Raw genomic sequence first — 15,177 nt, 5'->3', positions numbered from 1 at the left:
CAGATGCTCATTTTAATGAAGCTATAACTAGAGGAGAGATGTGTAAATATGTTTGTTAGGTTACCCTAAGACAATTACTTCCCAATAACCACCGTTATCGCCACCAACTCTTTCGATTTTGTTTTCTGTTTTCAAGCGTTTAATGGCTCTTTCAATAGTTCTTTGGCTTTTTCCTAATTCTTTTGCTAAGGCTATTGTGGTAATACGAGGATTGTGATTAATTAGTTTAAGAACCTTCTCCGACATTTTCTCCGACACAATTATTTCCTTTTGTTTGATTTCGAGGGTTACACTAGCAAAATCATAATTAAATATGGGAGTAGCTAGACCGTAGCTGATGCACTCATTGATAATTCACAATTAAGCTACCGCTATCCAAAACTCAAAATTTATCCGTATTTTCGAAAAACTCTTATTCAACAAACCTAATTCTTCATCGAAAATGAACAAATCCCTTTCGCTAGTATCAGCCTTGGTACTGGCTCCAATGTTAAGTATGGCGCAGTGGAAATACCCCGAAACAGCAAAAGTTAATCAAGTCGACAATTATCATGGTACACAAGTAACCGACCCGTATCGTTGGCTCGAAGATGACCGTTCTGCCGAAACGGCACAATGGGTAAAAGCTCAAAACACGTTGACTTTTGACTACCTTGAAAAAATCCCTTACCGAAACGCCCTCAAAAAACGTATCGAGCAAGTTTTCAATTACCAAAAGCTTTCGGCTCCTTCTCGCAAGGGTGAATGGTTTTATTTCTACAAAAACAATGGCTTACAAAATCAATCAGTTTTGTATCGTCAAAAAGGGTTGAATGGTGCTCCTGAAGTAGTGCTTGACCCCAACCAATTATCGCCCGACGGTACTACTCGTTTGCAAAGCTTTGTGATTTCGAAAGATGGCAAATACGCTGCCTATACACTTTCAAAAGGTGGTTCGGACTGGCAAGATGGCTATGTGATGGACTTGACAACGAAAACCAATTTGTCCGAAAAAATCGAATGGATTAAGGTTTCTACGATTTCTTGGCAGGGCAATGGCTTTTATTACAGCCGTTATCCTAAGCCAGAAGGAAGTGCATTGGCTGCCAAAAATGAAAATCACCAAGTGTGGTTTCACCGTGTAGGAACTTCTCAGTCGGATGACCAACTGGTTTATCAAGATTTGAAAAACTTACAACGCTTCCATTATTTACAAGTAACAGAAGACGAAAAGTTTGCCATTTTGATTGTCTCTGACCGTGGCAAAGGCAAAGAAGGCAATGCACTTTTCTACAAAAAAGCAGGACAGGAGTCTTTCCAACCTATTGTGGCAGAAGTGGATAAATTTAGTTATTCAGTAATCGATAATATTGGCGATGAGTTTTTGATAGAAACCAATGAAAATGCTCAAAATTCTAAAATTCTTCGTTTTAATCCTGCCAATAAATCTTGGAAAGTAGTTATTCCTGAAAAGGCTGAACCGCTTCAGGGAGCTCGTACTGCTGGTGGAAAATTATTCCTTTCTTATCTCAAGGATGTAACCACTCGTGTATATGTGCACTCGATGGATGGTAAATTAGAAAACGAAGTGAAATTGCCAGGCTTGGGCACTTGTTCGGGTTTTGGTGGAAATGCCGACGATAAGTTTGTGTTTTATACCTTCACATCATTCACTTTTCCTCCGACAATATACCGTTATGATATTGCTACCAAGAAAAGTACGGTGTTTACCAAACCTGAGTTAAGTTTTGATCCTTCAGCATTTGAAACCAAACAGATTTTTTATACTAGTAAAGACGGAACCAAAGTTCCAATGTTTATTACCTACAAAAAAGGGCTTCAACTCAATAGTCAAAATCCGACGCTATTATATGCCTACGGAGGTTTTAATGTAAGTTCGTTACCAGCTTTTAGTGCTACTTTAATTCCTTTCTTGGAGCAGGGTGGAGTATATGCTTTGGCAAATATTCGTGGTGGAGCTGAATATGGTGAAAAATGGCATGAGGCAGGTATGAAGCTTAAAAAGCAAAATGTATTTGATGATTTCATTGCTGCTGGCGAATACCTAATTGCTCAGAAATATTGCGACAATCAGCATTTGGCACTAAGAGGAGGCTCAAATGGAGGCTTGTTGGTAGGCGCAGTAATTAATCAACGTCCAGATTTATGTAAAGTAGCATTCCCACAAGTGGGAGTAATGGATATGTTGCGTTATCATAAATTTACGATTGGCTGGAACTGGTCGCCTGAATACGGTAACTCAGACGATGCGACTGATTTCAAAAATCTGTACCAATATTCTCCTTTGCATAATATCAAATCAGTGGCATACCCAGCCACTATGGTAACGACTGCCGACCATGACGACCGTGTTGTTCCAGCGCATTCATTCAAATACACAGCCGAATTACAAGCAAAAGCAGGGGCTGTATCAAGTAATCCTTTGTTGATTCGTGTAGATGTAAACTCTGGTCACGGTGCAAGTAATACTGCCAAAAGCATCGAACAAACAGCAGATATTTACGCGTTTTTGTTTTATAATATGGGCTTCGTTCCGAAGAAGTTGTAATTCAGAGACAAAGGGGCAAAGGCACAGAGGCACAAAGTGAGCTTTAAGGATTAGTATTTACCCTTTGCGCCTTTGTCCCTAAGTACCTGTACCCTTTTTTTAAAATCATTGATAAAGTGCAGAGATATAAAGTGGGTTTCGAGGATATATAAACACATCTTATACCCTTTGTGCCTTTGTCCTTCAGTGCCTGTTCCCTTTTAAAATACTATGCTACCAAAAATCATTTTTGCTTTTCTATTTTGGGTAATGCTAAGTTTGACGGCTTGTCAGACTACCCAAAAGATTTATGTGGTTCGTCATGCCGAAAAGGATGTGGCTTTTCAGGGAAATGACCGCGTACGTCCACTCAATGCTCAAGGTCATCAACGAGCTGGGGCATTAAATAAACGACTGGCAAAAGCAGGTATTCAAAAAATCTTTGTGACCGAATATTTGCGTGTACAACAAACAGCTGATTCGCTTCGCATCAAAAACCAAATAGATACACTTTGGTATAGCGCCAAAGATGCTGTTTTGTCAGACAATTTAGAAAAAGCAGGTGTTCAAAATAAGACTGTTTTGATTGTTGGTCATAGCAATACCGTGCCTGACATCATTCGAAAATTTGGGGTAAATTTTGAAACTAAAATTTTACCAGATACCGAGTATGACAATCTATATATTATTAGCAGAAAGAAAGGCAAGGTGCTCAAGTTTGAAGCAAGTAAATATTAGTCATATACTCATTGAGAAGTCCCCTGTGTAGCTAGACTATGCAGGGGATTTTTGTTTGGTGCAAAAAAATATTAAAATATTTATAAGTAAAAATGCTTATTTGTTTTTTGACTAAAGTACCCTCAATTATACCTACATTTGTCATTTTTTAGATAAATAATTGCCATGACAATAGTTTTTATATCTACTTTTTGAAAAAAGAAATAAAATTTAGTTGAAAGGGTGCTAAATATCAACTTTCAAGAAATTAAAGTGCAAAAAAATATTTGAAAAATTTAGTTTTTATCTTTTTTGAGAAGAAGGCATTCAAAAAATGCTGGTTTTGAAATAAAAAGTGATTTTTGTTGATAAAGGGTATTTTAAAAGTAGTATTTGTATGAAAAAAAAGCCTAAAATCACCTAAAAAAGGGCTAAAAATCAACTTTTTACTAAAAAAAGGGTCGCTTGACATTGATTTTTTTTATTGTAAACTTTCGGTCGTAATTCTTACTAGAACAACAAACGAAACAAAATAAAACCACAATAAAATAAGGAAAGATATGGAAGCGACGATGAAAGCAAATCAGTTTTTGACTCCTAATTTATATACAAGCATAAACGAGGTAGAGATATTAGATTGTTTGGTTGACTTTGGATATATGCCAAAAGAATTCAGCCAAAACCAAGTAATCTCATTTGTAAAGGATGAGAATTTTTACCTAGTACTATTTATGGTACGCGAAGATGGACAGAAGGGTTTCTTAATGTATGAAATATTAGATTTTACTATGCACGAACAAGAGCTCTATATGATGTCTCATCTTTTCAGAAACTTAGTAGCCTCTAATAAAAATAACTATACTTATCGCAAGGCTCAGTACAAACTTGACGAGATGTTGGGTATGGTTCCTACATTCAGAGCATTATACAAAAAACGTTTTGATGTAGATGATTATGGAATGGCTGCATAAGTTTTTCTTGATGTGAATTTTCTGAAACAAATCACATACAATTAAAATTTATTGAATCATGAAAGTATCAATTTTTGGGGCGAGTTTGTTGTTGATGGCAAGCTTTGGAGCACTCGCCCAAGAAATCCCAGCGGGTGACCCAGGTTACAACACTGGCAACTACAAGCATCCAAACAAGGCAGCTGCGGCTGCCAAAAAAGCAAAGTACGTTACACAGACCGAGCAGGTAGTTTCGAACAGGAATTACAAGCAGAGTTTAGGAAGTAAAACGGTAGAAAGTGGTTTAGTAATAGAGAAAACGTCGTCTACGGAGCCTATCAATTACAAAATGCCATATACCAAGAAAGTAAAAAAATCTACCATCGCCCTACAAGATACCAGTAAAAGTGTAGCGGGAGAGTAGTGAGGTTTAATTTTAGAATGGTGAATTATGAATTGTGAATGAAAGAATTTATTCACAATTCGTAATTCACCATTTTACATTATTTAGTCGTGATTCTCCAACTTATTCAAATCTGCTTGAGCCTTCTTCTTTCCAAGCGCATTAATCCAAGCCGCAATTTTTAGTACATCAGCCTTTGGCACGTGTGTCATCGAAGCCATTTCTGTCGCATAATCTGGCCAGTTTTCTGGTTTTGGATGATACACTAATTCCAAAATTTGCTCGTTTGTATAATTTCTTTTCGCAACTTCTGTAAAAGGAGGTCCTACCACACGTGTAGCCTCTGCATGACAACTTGTACAAGCGTGTTTTTTCAGTAAAGCCGCCACTTGTTTACTATCAATTAAACCAGCTTCAGCTACCTTTTTAGTGCCATTGATAGGAGTCGTCTTTTTGGCAGGTGTGCTTGTGCTAGGCGCTGGTGTAGTGCTAGCTTTTACTTTCTGTGCTTCTGTCAGTTGTGCTGCTTCGCCATCAGGAATATTGTTGAGGGTGTAATACCCCACTTCATGTAAAAGCGGCTGTCCTTCCTCGTTCAAAATACCCGACGGGCGAACTTCATGGATATATCCTTTACGCAAGTTGTCTATCACCAAACGAACTTTCTTACGGTCTGCCGATACAATAATCCCTTTCAATGGCGTCTTTTCTTGGTTGATAATCGGACTACCATAGTTGTGATGATATTTGTAGGTGAAGCTTTTTAGCTCATAGCTAGACGCATTAGAGGCAGTTTTAGCATCTACAGGTTGTGTAAATTCAATCTCAAAACCATCTGGTCTTGCGCTAATTGTTTTCATCTCGAAAGGCAAACGACCATTCCAAACCAAGCGCTGTAAACCATATAAATCTTTTCCAGTAGAACCCCAACCACGTGAAGTCATCCCTACGAAAATAGATCCATCGTTACCCCAACGTGCACGTACCGTACCTGATTGAAAACCCTCACGGAATGGATAACAAGCACCTTGGTATTTGCCATTTACTTTTTCCAAACTCATACGCATGGCTTTTGATTGTCCTTGGTCAAATACAATGTATTGTCCTTGAAAGGGACCAAACTTGCCATTAGTTTCATCCTCAATCATATCGGCAGTAGAAATACCCATGATAGCATGAGGAAACCACACTGCTGGTAATTTCAAAGCCTTTACTTTCTTGGCAGCTTCATACATTGGCTCGCCAGTATCAGGAAGATCTTCTCTCGTTAATTTTAAAGGAGAATCTGGTTCTTTTGTCCAATACAAACCACCTGCGTTTCCTGCAAAATCTCCTTTTTCGAGGTGTGTTACACGTCCTGAACCAACCCAGTCTCCTTGGTTTTCTCCGAATAATACATCACCATTAGAGTTCACTGTAAAACCTGCTGGAGAGCGTAATCCTGTAGCAACTGGTTCTAGTTTACCTTCTTTGGTAACTTTTACTAACCAGCCACGCCATTTGGCTAATTTACCTTCGCCATAACCTACCCATGCTACGTTGAAAGTAAGATACATATCGCCGTTTTTATCAAATACTGGTCCATAAGAGTACTCATGGTAGTTACCAGATAAGTCCCAATTGGCTACATTTTCGTATAAATCAGCTTTGTCGTCACCGTCAGTATCTGTCAATTTGGTCAATTCACCACGTTGTGTACAGTAAAAAGAACCGTCGCGATAAGCCAAACCCAAAGATTCGTGTAAGCCACTTGCAAAGAGTTTGTAGCTAGGCTTAGTACCGTTGGTTTGGTAAGGGTTTTCGATAATCCAAACTTCACCACGACGGGTACAAACACCCAAGCGACCGTCGGGCATTGGAGCCAAACCGCCTGCTTCTAGGCGAATACCATCAGGAATGGCAACGGTCTTTATTTCATAAAAATCATCTTCTGTTAAAGGCTTTGGTTTGTTTTGTGCTATCCCCGAAGATGCTCCAAGTCCCAAGAGTCCTAGGCTGAGGAGTAATTGATAATATCTTTTCATAAATATTGAATGCTTAAATAGAAATGTTGAAAAATCTGTGAATACAATGATTGCTTAGAAAGTAACTTGATAACTTACCTCTTTTAATCCACTCACAGGAATCAATAATTGGGTTTTGCCATTTGATTGACGAACCACAGCTTGCTGATTGGCAGTTTCGCCCAGAAGCTCTAAATAATACGTTTGGTTATTGATGGCATACAAATTTTTACCAACATTCTTAATAACCTCGCCTTCTGCCACAAGCGCATACAATGGCTGTGAGCTGATGGCATTGCCTCCGATTTGTAAACGGCGAACCAAGCCTTCGTTTTTTGCAGAACCAATCGTTTGATCTTTAATAGACAAACCATTGTATTCATAAGTAAATACAGGATATGCCACGCCATTTTCTTGCTTTACGAGTTGGTAACCTTTGTATTTCAACTCAGCTTTATTCAAAGAATCTGGAAAAGAAGCATTGGCACTTGCAATGAATGCTAGAGGAAATTTACCATTTGATTGTATCGTAACACCCATTGGTGCCGCTGTTTGAGGCTCACCGCGGTCGTGCCACATCTGTGTCGCATCCAAGAATTTTCCTCTCCAACATTCTAAGAAACCTCCTTGATTTAGGTCATAAGAGAAGTTTAATCCTCCTGGCAAACCTACACTAATAGCATGTGTTTTTTTGCGATTGTTATAAACCACAAATGAGCGCTGTAGTTTTGGCTCTTGGTCAATCGTGATTTCTACCAATGGAGTAGCTTCTGGTTCTGGCAATGATGTACGCTCAGTGATAGACTGACGATGTGTACCTACACGTTCAACAAAACAGCCTAGAGCTCTAGGTCCCCAACCGAAGTCCTTAGCATAATATAAGGTATATTTATGAACTCCAGCCGTTAAGGTTCTCTTGCCTTGTACATCTTCGTTATACCAGTGACTACCTGTAGTAATCGTATCGTTGTCTACCAACAAAGCACCTGTTCCTGTCCAGTTGGTTGTGAATGTATAGGTATCTTTTTCTGGAATGGTGATAGTTCCATCAAATCTCAACAAAAAGTCAGATTTTGCTTCTGCCAGTTTCATGGATGGTTCTTTGGTGGTTCCTGTTACTTCAGGTTTTTGGTCTTTTACCTTCAAATCCGCCAATTTGCCTTTGTAATAGGCATATTCGGCAGTACCCATTTGCACTAATGGTTTATCAAAAACCTCATAACGAATGTTTTTGAAAGCAACTTGTCCATGGTCTCCTTGAATCATCAATGGCGCTTTGCTTGTTTCTTGAGTCGAAACAGCACCACGAGTTACCCCTAAAAGTTCTACATTTTCGTGAAGAAGAACACCATTTAACGTGATTTTGACAAACTTAGCATTGGCAATTTTTTTGCCATTTGCATCAAACTTTGGCGCTTGAAAATCAATCTCGATATGATTCCATAACCCTGGAGCTTTGATAGCATTTTGGCGTGGAGGATGTCCTTCATAACCCTCTTTTCCTGCGCCACGTGATTCGTCCCAACGGTGGTAAATAGCACCTGCATCGCCATCGCTTGGACGAAGCTTTAGCCAGCTATCCAAAATTTGAACTTCGTAACGGCTTTGCAAATAAATCCCCGAATTTGAACCTTTCGGAATCATATAATCCAATGACAAACGAATGTCGCCATGCTCCAAGGCAAATACCAAGTCATCGGTGCGTTGGTATTTGGCTGCTTTCAAGGTATTGACCAATATCCCTTTTCCTGGGGTGGTCACCAGTGCTTCGCCTTGTGGTGTTCCTACGATTTGTCCTTCGATAGACCAGTTGGCACTAGGTTTTTGGAATTGGCTCAAATCATTGAGCGGTATTTCGGTTTGTGCATACACCGAAACTGGAAATAGGAGAAAAAATAGTCGCTTCAACATTAGGGTGGATAGTAGTTTTGCTAGTTAGTTCAAGGCACAAAGAACGTATTCCGATGAGCCTTTTGACAGTTGAGGATTGTTGGATTTGTATTTATGTTTTTCTAATAACCAAATATAGCCATGATTTTGTAGAGTTCTACACTGTTCTATATTGGTAAAGATAAAGGACATTTTTCTAAAATTTGAATATTTTTGAGAAATAATATGCTTAATTAGGTAAAGGTGTAAGTCGGAAGAACGAAAGACTCATTGACTTTTTCAGACTTCCAACTTAGCATAACTCTATTGCTTACAATTTTGCCAATACAATTTCTCAGCACGTTTGAGACCTTTAGATGACAAGAAACTCCAATCCATACAAGCATATTTCATGATTCCTGCGGCTTGGTAGCACTCGGCACGTTTGTAGAGTGCATCGATGGAATCTTCGGTCATCAAGATACACTTACTTAATAGCCCAACAGCTTTATCATATTTTTTGCGAGCCATAAGACCCATAGCTCGGTTATAGAAATTGTCGTAAATCTCTGGGTCGTAGGCTATGGCGTTGGGATCTTCTTTTTCGGTTTGAAATGCATATTGGATTCTTGATTTATAATTTTTCTCTTTCCATCTGGCAGGAAGCCATTTTCTGCTAGTGTTTTGTATGGCTGCACTTAGATAAGGATTATATTCTGGATTTGTACTTGAGGTAATTACAATATTTTCAACGAGTCCTCTAGTCGTCACGTCAAATGAAACTTCAAAGCGAGTATTGATATTTTTGGGTATATGCGATACAAACTCATCCTCAATAAAATTGTAAGAAACCCCATAAGTATCATCAAACGCCTGTTCAAAATCTGGCACATTGCGTAACCATTCGGAGTTACCTCTAAATTTTGGATATACTTCTTGGTTAAATAAAAATATAGTATCCTTTTTGGGAGCATCAAAAACGATATTAGGCTTGATTAATTTTCGTAAATAAATTTCGCTAGGCGTATCTTTTGTTGCCAAATAGTGAAATCTAAACTTTTCGTCTCCATCCAAGTTTTTTGCATATACACTAAATGTCATTTCATAATCATTGATTTTGTCAATTTTATAAATAGCCTCATTAATGGTAACCAGCGAATCGATGATACGAAAACGAAACGAAGACGCTTGTTCACCCTGAATAAATGATCCAGTACCATTTTTTCGAAACATCAAGCACATCACTGTTTTGCGTTCGGCTGCTGGGTCTTGCAAAATGCTACCATCCTGCATATCCACATAGTTTTTCTCCCAATTGTATTTGGTTAATAATTGAAAAACTTGAACAGGATAGCTTGAGGAATCAATTTTAGATTGAGCAAAGATGACGGTCTGAATAAGGGATACTAATAGAAAGGATAAAACATTTTTTTTCATAGGACTATCGTGTTTGTAAGCGGGTCATAAAAGTTGATATACTCGTATTATATAAGGTATGTAAAAAGGTGATGTGGTTTGTTTATAGGTAGTGTGCAAATGTTAGTTTGTAAAATAAATGTAAAAAATAGTAGTTTCAAACAATCCAAACCTAAACAGTTCTCGTAAGTCTGTTTAAAGACATCAATCAATAATAATTATTTATGAAACAGCTTATGTTCTCCACGGTTTTGTCACGAACACATGCTGTATTTTCTGCTCAGACTCAAAATACTGCAGTTTTTGGCCGAACGAAAACCCTGCTATCAGGAAATGTGAGCAGGCAACCAATCCCGAAAAGGCAAGCTACCTAATCGGTCGTAATTCTGAAATGAACGTATTAATGAGAAACTTCATTTGAGTAGTTGAGCAATCAAATTGAACATTTGCAATAGTATAATTTTTCGAATAACCTTGATTCTAAGTAATTGTAAAATATATAGGCCTGCTTGCCAGTGTCCACAGATATTTGTGAGATTTGGAGAGATGGAATAATCCAATGACTATCAGAATACTACATTTTGAAAAAATTGTAAGATTCCATCTCACCAAATAAATAGGTGTGGTTTAATAATGGGTAATGTGCAAAGGGCTTTCAAATCTGAAAGTCCTTTGTTTTTAGATAGTTAATTCAAAGACATTTTTCTATCTTTGTTTTGACCCTATCAAATACTCTATTATTCCATATCATTGACAATCTTACTATATATCTCCGTCCCATTATTAATTTAGAGACCATTAAACACACCCCTATGTCAAAGCGAAAAACAGTCATATCTGAAGACTCATTGGTGGCTTTATTGCGAAATAAAGACCAGCGTGGTTTTTCGATTCTGTATGATAACTATTCGACTGCTTTGTTTGGAGTTATACACAAAATTGTACACTCCGATGAAATAGCTGCAGATGTTATGCAGGATTCCTTTGTGAAAATTTGGAAAAATATCGATGGTTACAATCAGGCGAAAGGTACATTATTTACTTGGATTCTGAATGTAGCGCGCAATACTGCCATTGATAGAATTCGCTCTCAAGAGTATCAAAACTCTCAGCGAAACCAAGACTTAGATTCAACCATAAATTTGATTGACAGTCAGGGCTCTAGTCAGTTTGATATAGATGCCATTGGCTTAGGCAAAGTTGTAGAAAAATTAAAACCAGAGCATCGTCAAGTAATTGATTTGTTGTATTTCAAAGGCTACACACAAGAAGAGGTTTCAAAAGAGTACGGAATTCCATTAGGAACAGTGAAAACACGTGTTAAGTCAGCTATCAATCATTTGAGAGATTACTTTGTAAGTTTTTCATTGATGCTTCTGACGTGGCTTATATAGAGAAAATCGAAGTAGCCATTTCAGTTAGTATTAAAAGTTGGATCTTTCCCACTATAAAATTTTTTTAAAAATGAATATTCAAGAATATATAGCATCAGGTGTTTTGGAAAGCTATGTGCTCGGAACTACCACTGCCGAAGAATCAGCAGAGGTAGAGCGTCTAGCCCAATCCTACCCAATCATTCAGCTAGAAATAGACGCTGTCCGAGACAGTATTGAAGAATATGCCCTAAAATTTGCTAAAACACCTCCTCCAGAGCTAAAATCAAGGGTGATGAACGCACTATTGGAATTGGAGGAAGCTGAAAAAGTAAATACGCAGGCCATTGCACCAGAGGCAAAGGTGGTAAGTTTTACTCCTGAAAGTAAAAAGTCGCCTTTCACTTTTAGTTATGCAGCCTCATGGGTGTTACTAGCATTGAGTATAGCCGCTAACTGGTTTTTGTATAGCAATTGGCAAAAATCTGAAGATAAGGTGGTTGCTCTGGAGTCACAAACACAGATTTTGGCAAGTAGCGAACGTGCCTTAAAAGCTAGTTATCAGGAAAATATTAACATCTTGTTGAATCCAGAAACAAAACGAGTGCAGTTGGGCGGCCAAAAAACAGCGCCAGATGCTCAAGCAATTGTTTATTGGAACTCTGCTACGCAAGAAGTGTATTTGTCATCGGTAAAATTGCCTGTTGCTCCTGAAGGAAAACAATATCAGCTTTGGGCAATTGTAGATGGAAAACCTGTAGATGCAGGTTTGCTGGATAATCCAGAGACTTTTGAAAAAATGAAGTCATTAGGCAATGCTCAGGCATTTGCGATTTCGCTAGAAGCTAAAGGTGGTAGCACTACCGAGGCAGGACCAAAAGGCGAAATCTTTGTACTTGGAAATGTATAGGTTTAAAGTTGAAAATAAATTGAGTGTAAAAACCTCGCAGGAAAATTCTTGCGAGGTTTTTGTTTGAATAGCGAATAAATCGCAACTTCACAAAATACTTGATTCCTATATTTGACTATGAAAAACCATTATGCCCAAAGGATACTGATACTCTTTGGTATCATATCTATTCTCGAATTATTCTTCTTAATTTTTCCAACTGAAAACTTTCCCATTCGGTATTTTACCAAACCTCTACTTTTGCCTTTGTTGATATTCTATGATTACCTAAGCCAACAAGATAGAAAGCCATTCCTCTCTACATTTCGAATTGCCCTTGCCTTTGCATGGCTTGGCGATGTACTTCTGATGTTACCCAATGCTTTTGTGCCTGGCCTACTGGCATTTTTGGTGATGCAGGTATTATATAGTAAGATTTTCTGGCAAGATTGTGTAACCTCTCGAAAGGGTTTTGTTTTTCGTCATCTGTGGATTTTGTTGCTATTAGTAGGCTATCATTTGATGATTATGTTGCCCGTTTGGCCTTATTTAGGAGCTATGCAGATTCCAGTATTGGTATACTCCATCGTCATAAGTATCATGGTTTTAGCGGCTATCAATCGAATAGGAGAGGTGCCAAATGCTTCAACAGTAGCTCTTGGTGCAGTCTTGTTTATGGTATCAGATAGTTTGATTGCTATTACCAAATTTGGTTCAGATTTTGCCTACAGTGGCTTTTGCGTGATGCTAACCTATATCGTTGCCCAATATTTGATTGTAAAAGGTAGAAATAGGTAATAAGAAGTTATTAGTTAACAGTATATCCTTTTTCTGAAGTTAGTGGGCAAAATTATATCTAAGTTTTTTATTTTAGGGACAAGGCAACAGGCACAAGGCAAAGAGTGTTAAAATGTTTTTTATTAACGATAGATATGTTTTGCCGAATGCCCATACCTGAAAGCCGAAAGCTTAAAAATTAAATTCTATTTTGCACGATTACTTATGATAAAATAAAAAAGTGCTAGGTTAAGTATTTTGTCGCTCCTAGTGTTTCTAACCGAAAACCATATTTTAAAAAAAATAAAAAAAGATAGGGGATGTTTATTAAATAGTTGTCATAGAAGTAATTAAGGTTAGTTAATGAGAATATTATTTTTGTACATCATTTCAAAACCTAGGACTTTTTTAAAATACACTATACCTTTTATAATTAATAGATGCCGTTTAAAACTAATTGCTTAAGATTAAAAACTGAAGCTGTGTAACTTTGTGATGTCTTGATTAAAATTGCTTTTTTTAATCAATTTGATTTTCTTTAAACTTAAATCCATCACAAGCTCTTGGCCTTGCAACTTACTGATACCGACATACTCGAAGCAATTCGACAAGGAAATGAACGTGTTTTTGAAGTAGTCTTTCGAAAATACTATCAAGCCTTGTGTAATTATGCCTTTGGCCTTCTCAAAGATATGGACGATGCCGAGGAGATTGTACAAGGGATGTTCCTGAAGGTATGGGATCAGCGTCAGGACTTAGAAATTACTGTTTCGCTGAAATCCTATTTATATCGAGCTGTGCATAATACTTGCTTAAATCGTATTAAGCACCTCAAAATCCAAGATACCTATCGCCAGCATGTGGGTGATTTTATGGAAAATAACCACGTGTCAGCTACCGATGAATTATATAAAGCAGAATTAGAAGCGCGTATTGCCGAGGCCATCGAAAAACTTCCAGAGCAATGTAGATTGATTTTTCGAATGAGTCGTTTTGAGGAACTTAAATACCAAGAAATTGCCAATGAACTCCAACTATCTGTAAAGACGGTTGAAAATCAAATCGGAAAAGCACTCAAGATATTAAGACAAGAGTTAGCAGAGTATTTGCCAAGTATTCTTTGGCTTGGACTGTTGTTATTTCACCACTGATAAAAAGATTCTTACTTGTGCCAAGCGTACACTTGGCTTTGAATAAATATGGCAGAGCATCAAAATATAGACGAACTTTTAGCAAAGTATTTGGCAGAAGAAAGCCCAGAGGAGGATTTCCCCGAAATCCAAAACCATCTGAATGAGCTTTCTGATGGAGATACCGTCTTTGAACATTCCAAAATCATTTGGGATGCGAGCGCTGCATTTCAACAAAAAAAATCTTGTGATGTAAATGCTGCTTGGCAAAAAGTCAAAAAGCAAATGTCCTGTCCTGCCAAATTGGAAAATCAGACGCCAATTGTGCATCTCAACGAGTCTTCCACTATTATTCGTCCATTATCCGAAAAACGAGTAATTCCTTTCAAGAGAGTGGTAGGTATCGCAGCAAGTGTAATTGTACTGATTGGGGTATTGCTCTTTGTCTTTTGGAAACCAACATCTGAATCAGCTCCACTTCAAGAATCATTTGCACAGGAAAAAGTTCTCAACTACACTTTGCCCGATGGTACTAAAGTAACCCTAAATCGTGGTTCAAAAATTTCGTACCCTTCTACCTTCGAAGGACAAACACGTGAGATTACTTTGCAAGGAGAAGCCTTTTTTGATGTCGCGCACGATGCTCAGCATCCTTTTATTATTCATGCACAAGGCGCAGCTATAAAAGTATTGGGAACGTCGTTCAATGTCAATGCTTATTCGAAACAGGTAAAAGTGTGGGTGAAAACAGGTAAAGTTCAAGTCAAAAAATCCTCTTCAGTTATACAATTACTCCCAGGCGAACAAGCGGAAGTCCAAGGCGACGATGTTGTACGCTCGGCCAATGTAGATGCCAATCAAGCTGCTTATTTTTCTCAAAGTTTTAATTTTGAAAATACCGATTTATCTTCTGTTGTAACGACCTTAAGTCAAGTTTATGGGGTAAAAGTAACCTTAGCCAACGAGGCGATGAGCCATTGTAAATTGACCGTAAATTTTGAAAAGGAGTCGTTGGAAAATATTCTTGCCGTAATTGCTACAACTTTCGACATAAATGTACAAAAGCAAGGTCAAAATTTCGTTTTAGAGGGAAAAGGTTGCCAATAATTTCCTAATTTTGGAA

At 37.8% G+C, this 15,177-nt stretch carries 13 protein-coding genes; 9 read left to right on the top strand and 4 right to left on the bottom strand.

The window, feature by feature from the left end; all coding sequences use genetic code 11:
• Nucleotides 1-60: 60 nt before the first annotated feature.
• Complete coding sequence (locus BWI92_RS00705) at nt 61-258, bottom strand: winged helix-turn-helix transcriptional regulator (protein WP_141234660.1); 198 nt, start codon at nt 256-258, stop codon at nt 61-63.
• A 184-nt stretch (nt 259-442) separates the two neighbouring features.
• Between BWI92_RS00705 and BWI92_RS00700 the strand changes: the two genes are divergently transcribed.
• The 4 genes from BWI92_RS00700 to BWI92_RS00680 all read left to right on the top strand — a co-directional run bounded on the left by BWI92_RS00700 (nt 443) and on the right by BWI92_RS00680 (nt 4,618).
• Complete coding sequence (locus BWI92_RS00700) at nt 443-2,548, top strand: prolyl oligopeptidase family protein (RefSeq protein WP_095160202.1); 2,106 nt, start codon at nt 443-445, stop codon at nt 2,546-2,548.
• A 210-nt stretch (nt 2,549-2,758) separates the two neighbouring features.
• A complete protein-coding gene (locus tag BWI92_RS00695; protein WP_095160201.1) occupies nt 2,759-3,265 on the top strand; it encodes a histidine phosphatase family protein in 507 nt (168 codons plus the stop codon).
• Nucleotides 3,266-3,804: 539 nt separating this feature from the next.
• On the top strand, nt 3,805-4,215 hold the full coding sequence (locus BWI92_RS00685; RefSeq protein WP_095160199.1) for a hypothetical protein: 411 nt from the start codon (nt 3,805-3,807) through the stop codon (nt 4,213-4,215).
• A 58-nt stretch (nt 4,216-4,273) separates the two neighbouring features.
• Nucleotides 4,274-4,618 carry a hypothetical protein gene (locus BWI92_RS00680; RefSeq protein WP_095160198.1) on the top strand — a complete coding sequence of 115 codons (345 nt, stop codon included), beginning with the start codon at nt 4,274-4,276 and terminating at the stop codon, nt 4,616-4,618.
• 83 nt (nt 4,619-4,701) lie between these two features.
• On the opposite strand, the gene BWI92_RS00675 is transcribed toward BWI92_RS00680, so the two are convergent.
• The 3 genes from BWI92_RS00675 to BWI92_RS00665 form a co-directional block, all read right to left on the bottom strand.
• A complete protein-coding gene (locus BWI92_RS00675; RefSeq protein WP_095160197.1) occupies nt 4,702-6,621 on the bottom strand; it encodes an auracyanin family protein in 1,920 nt (639 codons plus the stop codon).
• 54 nt (nt 6,622-6,675) lie between these two features.
• Entirely contained in the window at nt 6,676-8,511 is a 1,836-nt protein-coding gene (locus tag BWI92_RS00670; protein ID WP_095160196.1) for a family 16 glycoside hydrolase, read from the bottom strand.
• Nucleotides 8,512-8,793: 282 nt separating this feature from the next.
• The gene (locus BWI92_RS00665; protein WP_095160195.1) at nt 8,794-9,906 is read right to left on the bottom strand and encodes a hypothetical protein; all 1,113 of its coding nucleotides are present in this window, start codon (nt 9,904-9,906) and stop codon (nt 8,794-8,796) included.
• Nucleotides 9,907-10,697: 791 nt separating this feature from the next.
• Here BWI92_RS00665 and BWI92_RS00660 point away from each other — a divergent pair.
• The 5 genes from BWI92_RS00660 to BWI92_RS00640 all read left to right on the top strand — a co-directional run bounded on the left by BWI92_RS00660 (nt 10,698) and on the right by BWI92_RS00640 (nt 15,161).
• Nucleotides 10,698-11,279, top strand: coding sequence for an RNA polymerase sigma factor (locus tag BWI92_RS00660; protein WP_217903369.1), 582 nt, complete (start codon nt 10,698-10,700; stop codon nt 11,277-11,279).
• Between the two features lie 70 nt (nt 11,280-11,349).
• Complete coding sequence (locus tag BWI92_RS00655) at nt 11,350-12,168, top strand: anti-sigma factor domain-containing protein (protein ID WP_095160194.1); 819 nt, start codon at nt 11,350-11,352, stop codon at nt 12,166-12,168.
• Between the two features lie 117 nt (nt 12,169-12,285).
• On the top strand, nt 12,286-12,945 hold the full coding sequence (locus tag BWI92_RS00650) for a lysoplasmalogenase (protein WP_095160193.1): 660 nt from the start codon (nt 12,286-12,288) through the stop codon (nt 12,943-12,945).
• Nucleotides 12,946-13,493: 548 nt separating this feature from the next.
• A complete protein-coding gene (locus tag BWI92_RS00645; protein WP_095160236.1) occupies nt 13,494-14,075 on the top strand; it encodes an RNA polymerase sigma-70 factor in 582 nt (193 codons plus the stop codon).
• A 48-nt stretch (nt 14,076-14,123) separates the two neighbouring features.
• Nucleotides 14,124-15,161, top strand: a complete 1,038-nt coding sequence (locus BWI92_RS00640) for a FecR family protein (RefSeq protein WP_095160192.1) — start codon at nt 14,124-14,126, stop codon at nt 15,159-15,161.
• Nucleotides 15,162-15,177: the final 16 nt, after the last annotated feature.

The organism is Flectobacillus sp. BAB-3569, assembly GCF_002270355.1.
Taxonomy (GTDB): Bacteria; Bacteroidota; Bacteroidia; order Cytophagales; family Spirosomataceae; genus Flectobacillus; species Flectobacillus roseus.
Note: the sequence above shows the minus strand (reverse complement) of the source record. Positions and strands in the feature narration are given on the sequence as shown.

Bases quoted from the DNA above. Each gene is read 5' to 3' on its own strand.
- BWI92_RS00700 (WP_095160202.1), top strand. From the start codon at position 443: ATGAACAAATCCCTTTCGCTAGTATCAGCCTTGGTACTGGCTCCAATG.
- BWI92_RS00680 (WP_095160198.1), top strand. From the start codon at position 4,274: ATGAAAGTATCAATTTTTGGGGCGAGTTTGTTGTTGATGGCAAGCTTT.
- BWI92_RS00655 (WP_095160194.1), top strand. From the start codon at position 11,350: ATGAATATTCAAGAATATATAGCATCAGGTGTTTTGGAAAGCTATGTG.
- BWI92_RS00670 (WP_095160196.1), bottom strand. From the start codon at position 8,511: ATGTTGAAGCGACTATTTTTTCTCCTATTTCCAGTTTCGGTGTATGCA.
- BWI92_RS00675 (WP_095160197.1), bottom strand. From the start codon at position 6,621: ATGAAAAGATATTATCAATTACTCCTCAGCCTAGGACTCTTGGGACTT.
- BWI92_RS00685 (WP_095160199.1), top strand. From the start codon at position 3,805: ATGGAAGCGACGATGAAAGCAAATCAGTTTTTGACTCCTAATTTATAT.
- BWI92_RS00665 (WP_095160195.1), bottom strand. From the start codon at position 9,906: ATGAAAAAAAATGTTTTATCCTTTCTATTAGTATCCCTTATTCAGACC.
- BWI92_RS00650 (WP_095160193.1), top strand. From the start codon at position 12,286: ATGAAAAACCATTATGCCCAAAGGATACTGATACTCTTTGGTATCATA.
- BWI92_RS00660 (WP_217903369.1), top strand. From the start codon at position 10,698: ATGTCAAAGCGAAAAACAGTCATATCTGAAGACTCATTGGTGGCTTTA.
- BWI92_RS00695 (WP_095160201.1), top strand. From the start codon at position 2,759: ATGCTACCAAAAATCATTTTTGCTTTTCTATTTTGGGTAATGCTAAGT.
- BWI92_RS00640 (WP_095160192.1), top strand. From the start codon at position 14,124: ATGGCAGAGCATCAAAATATAGACGAACTTTTAGCAAAGTATTTGGCA.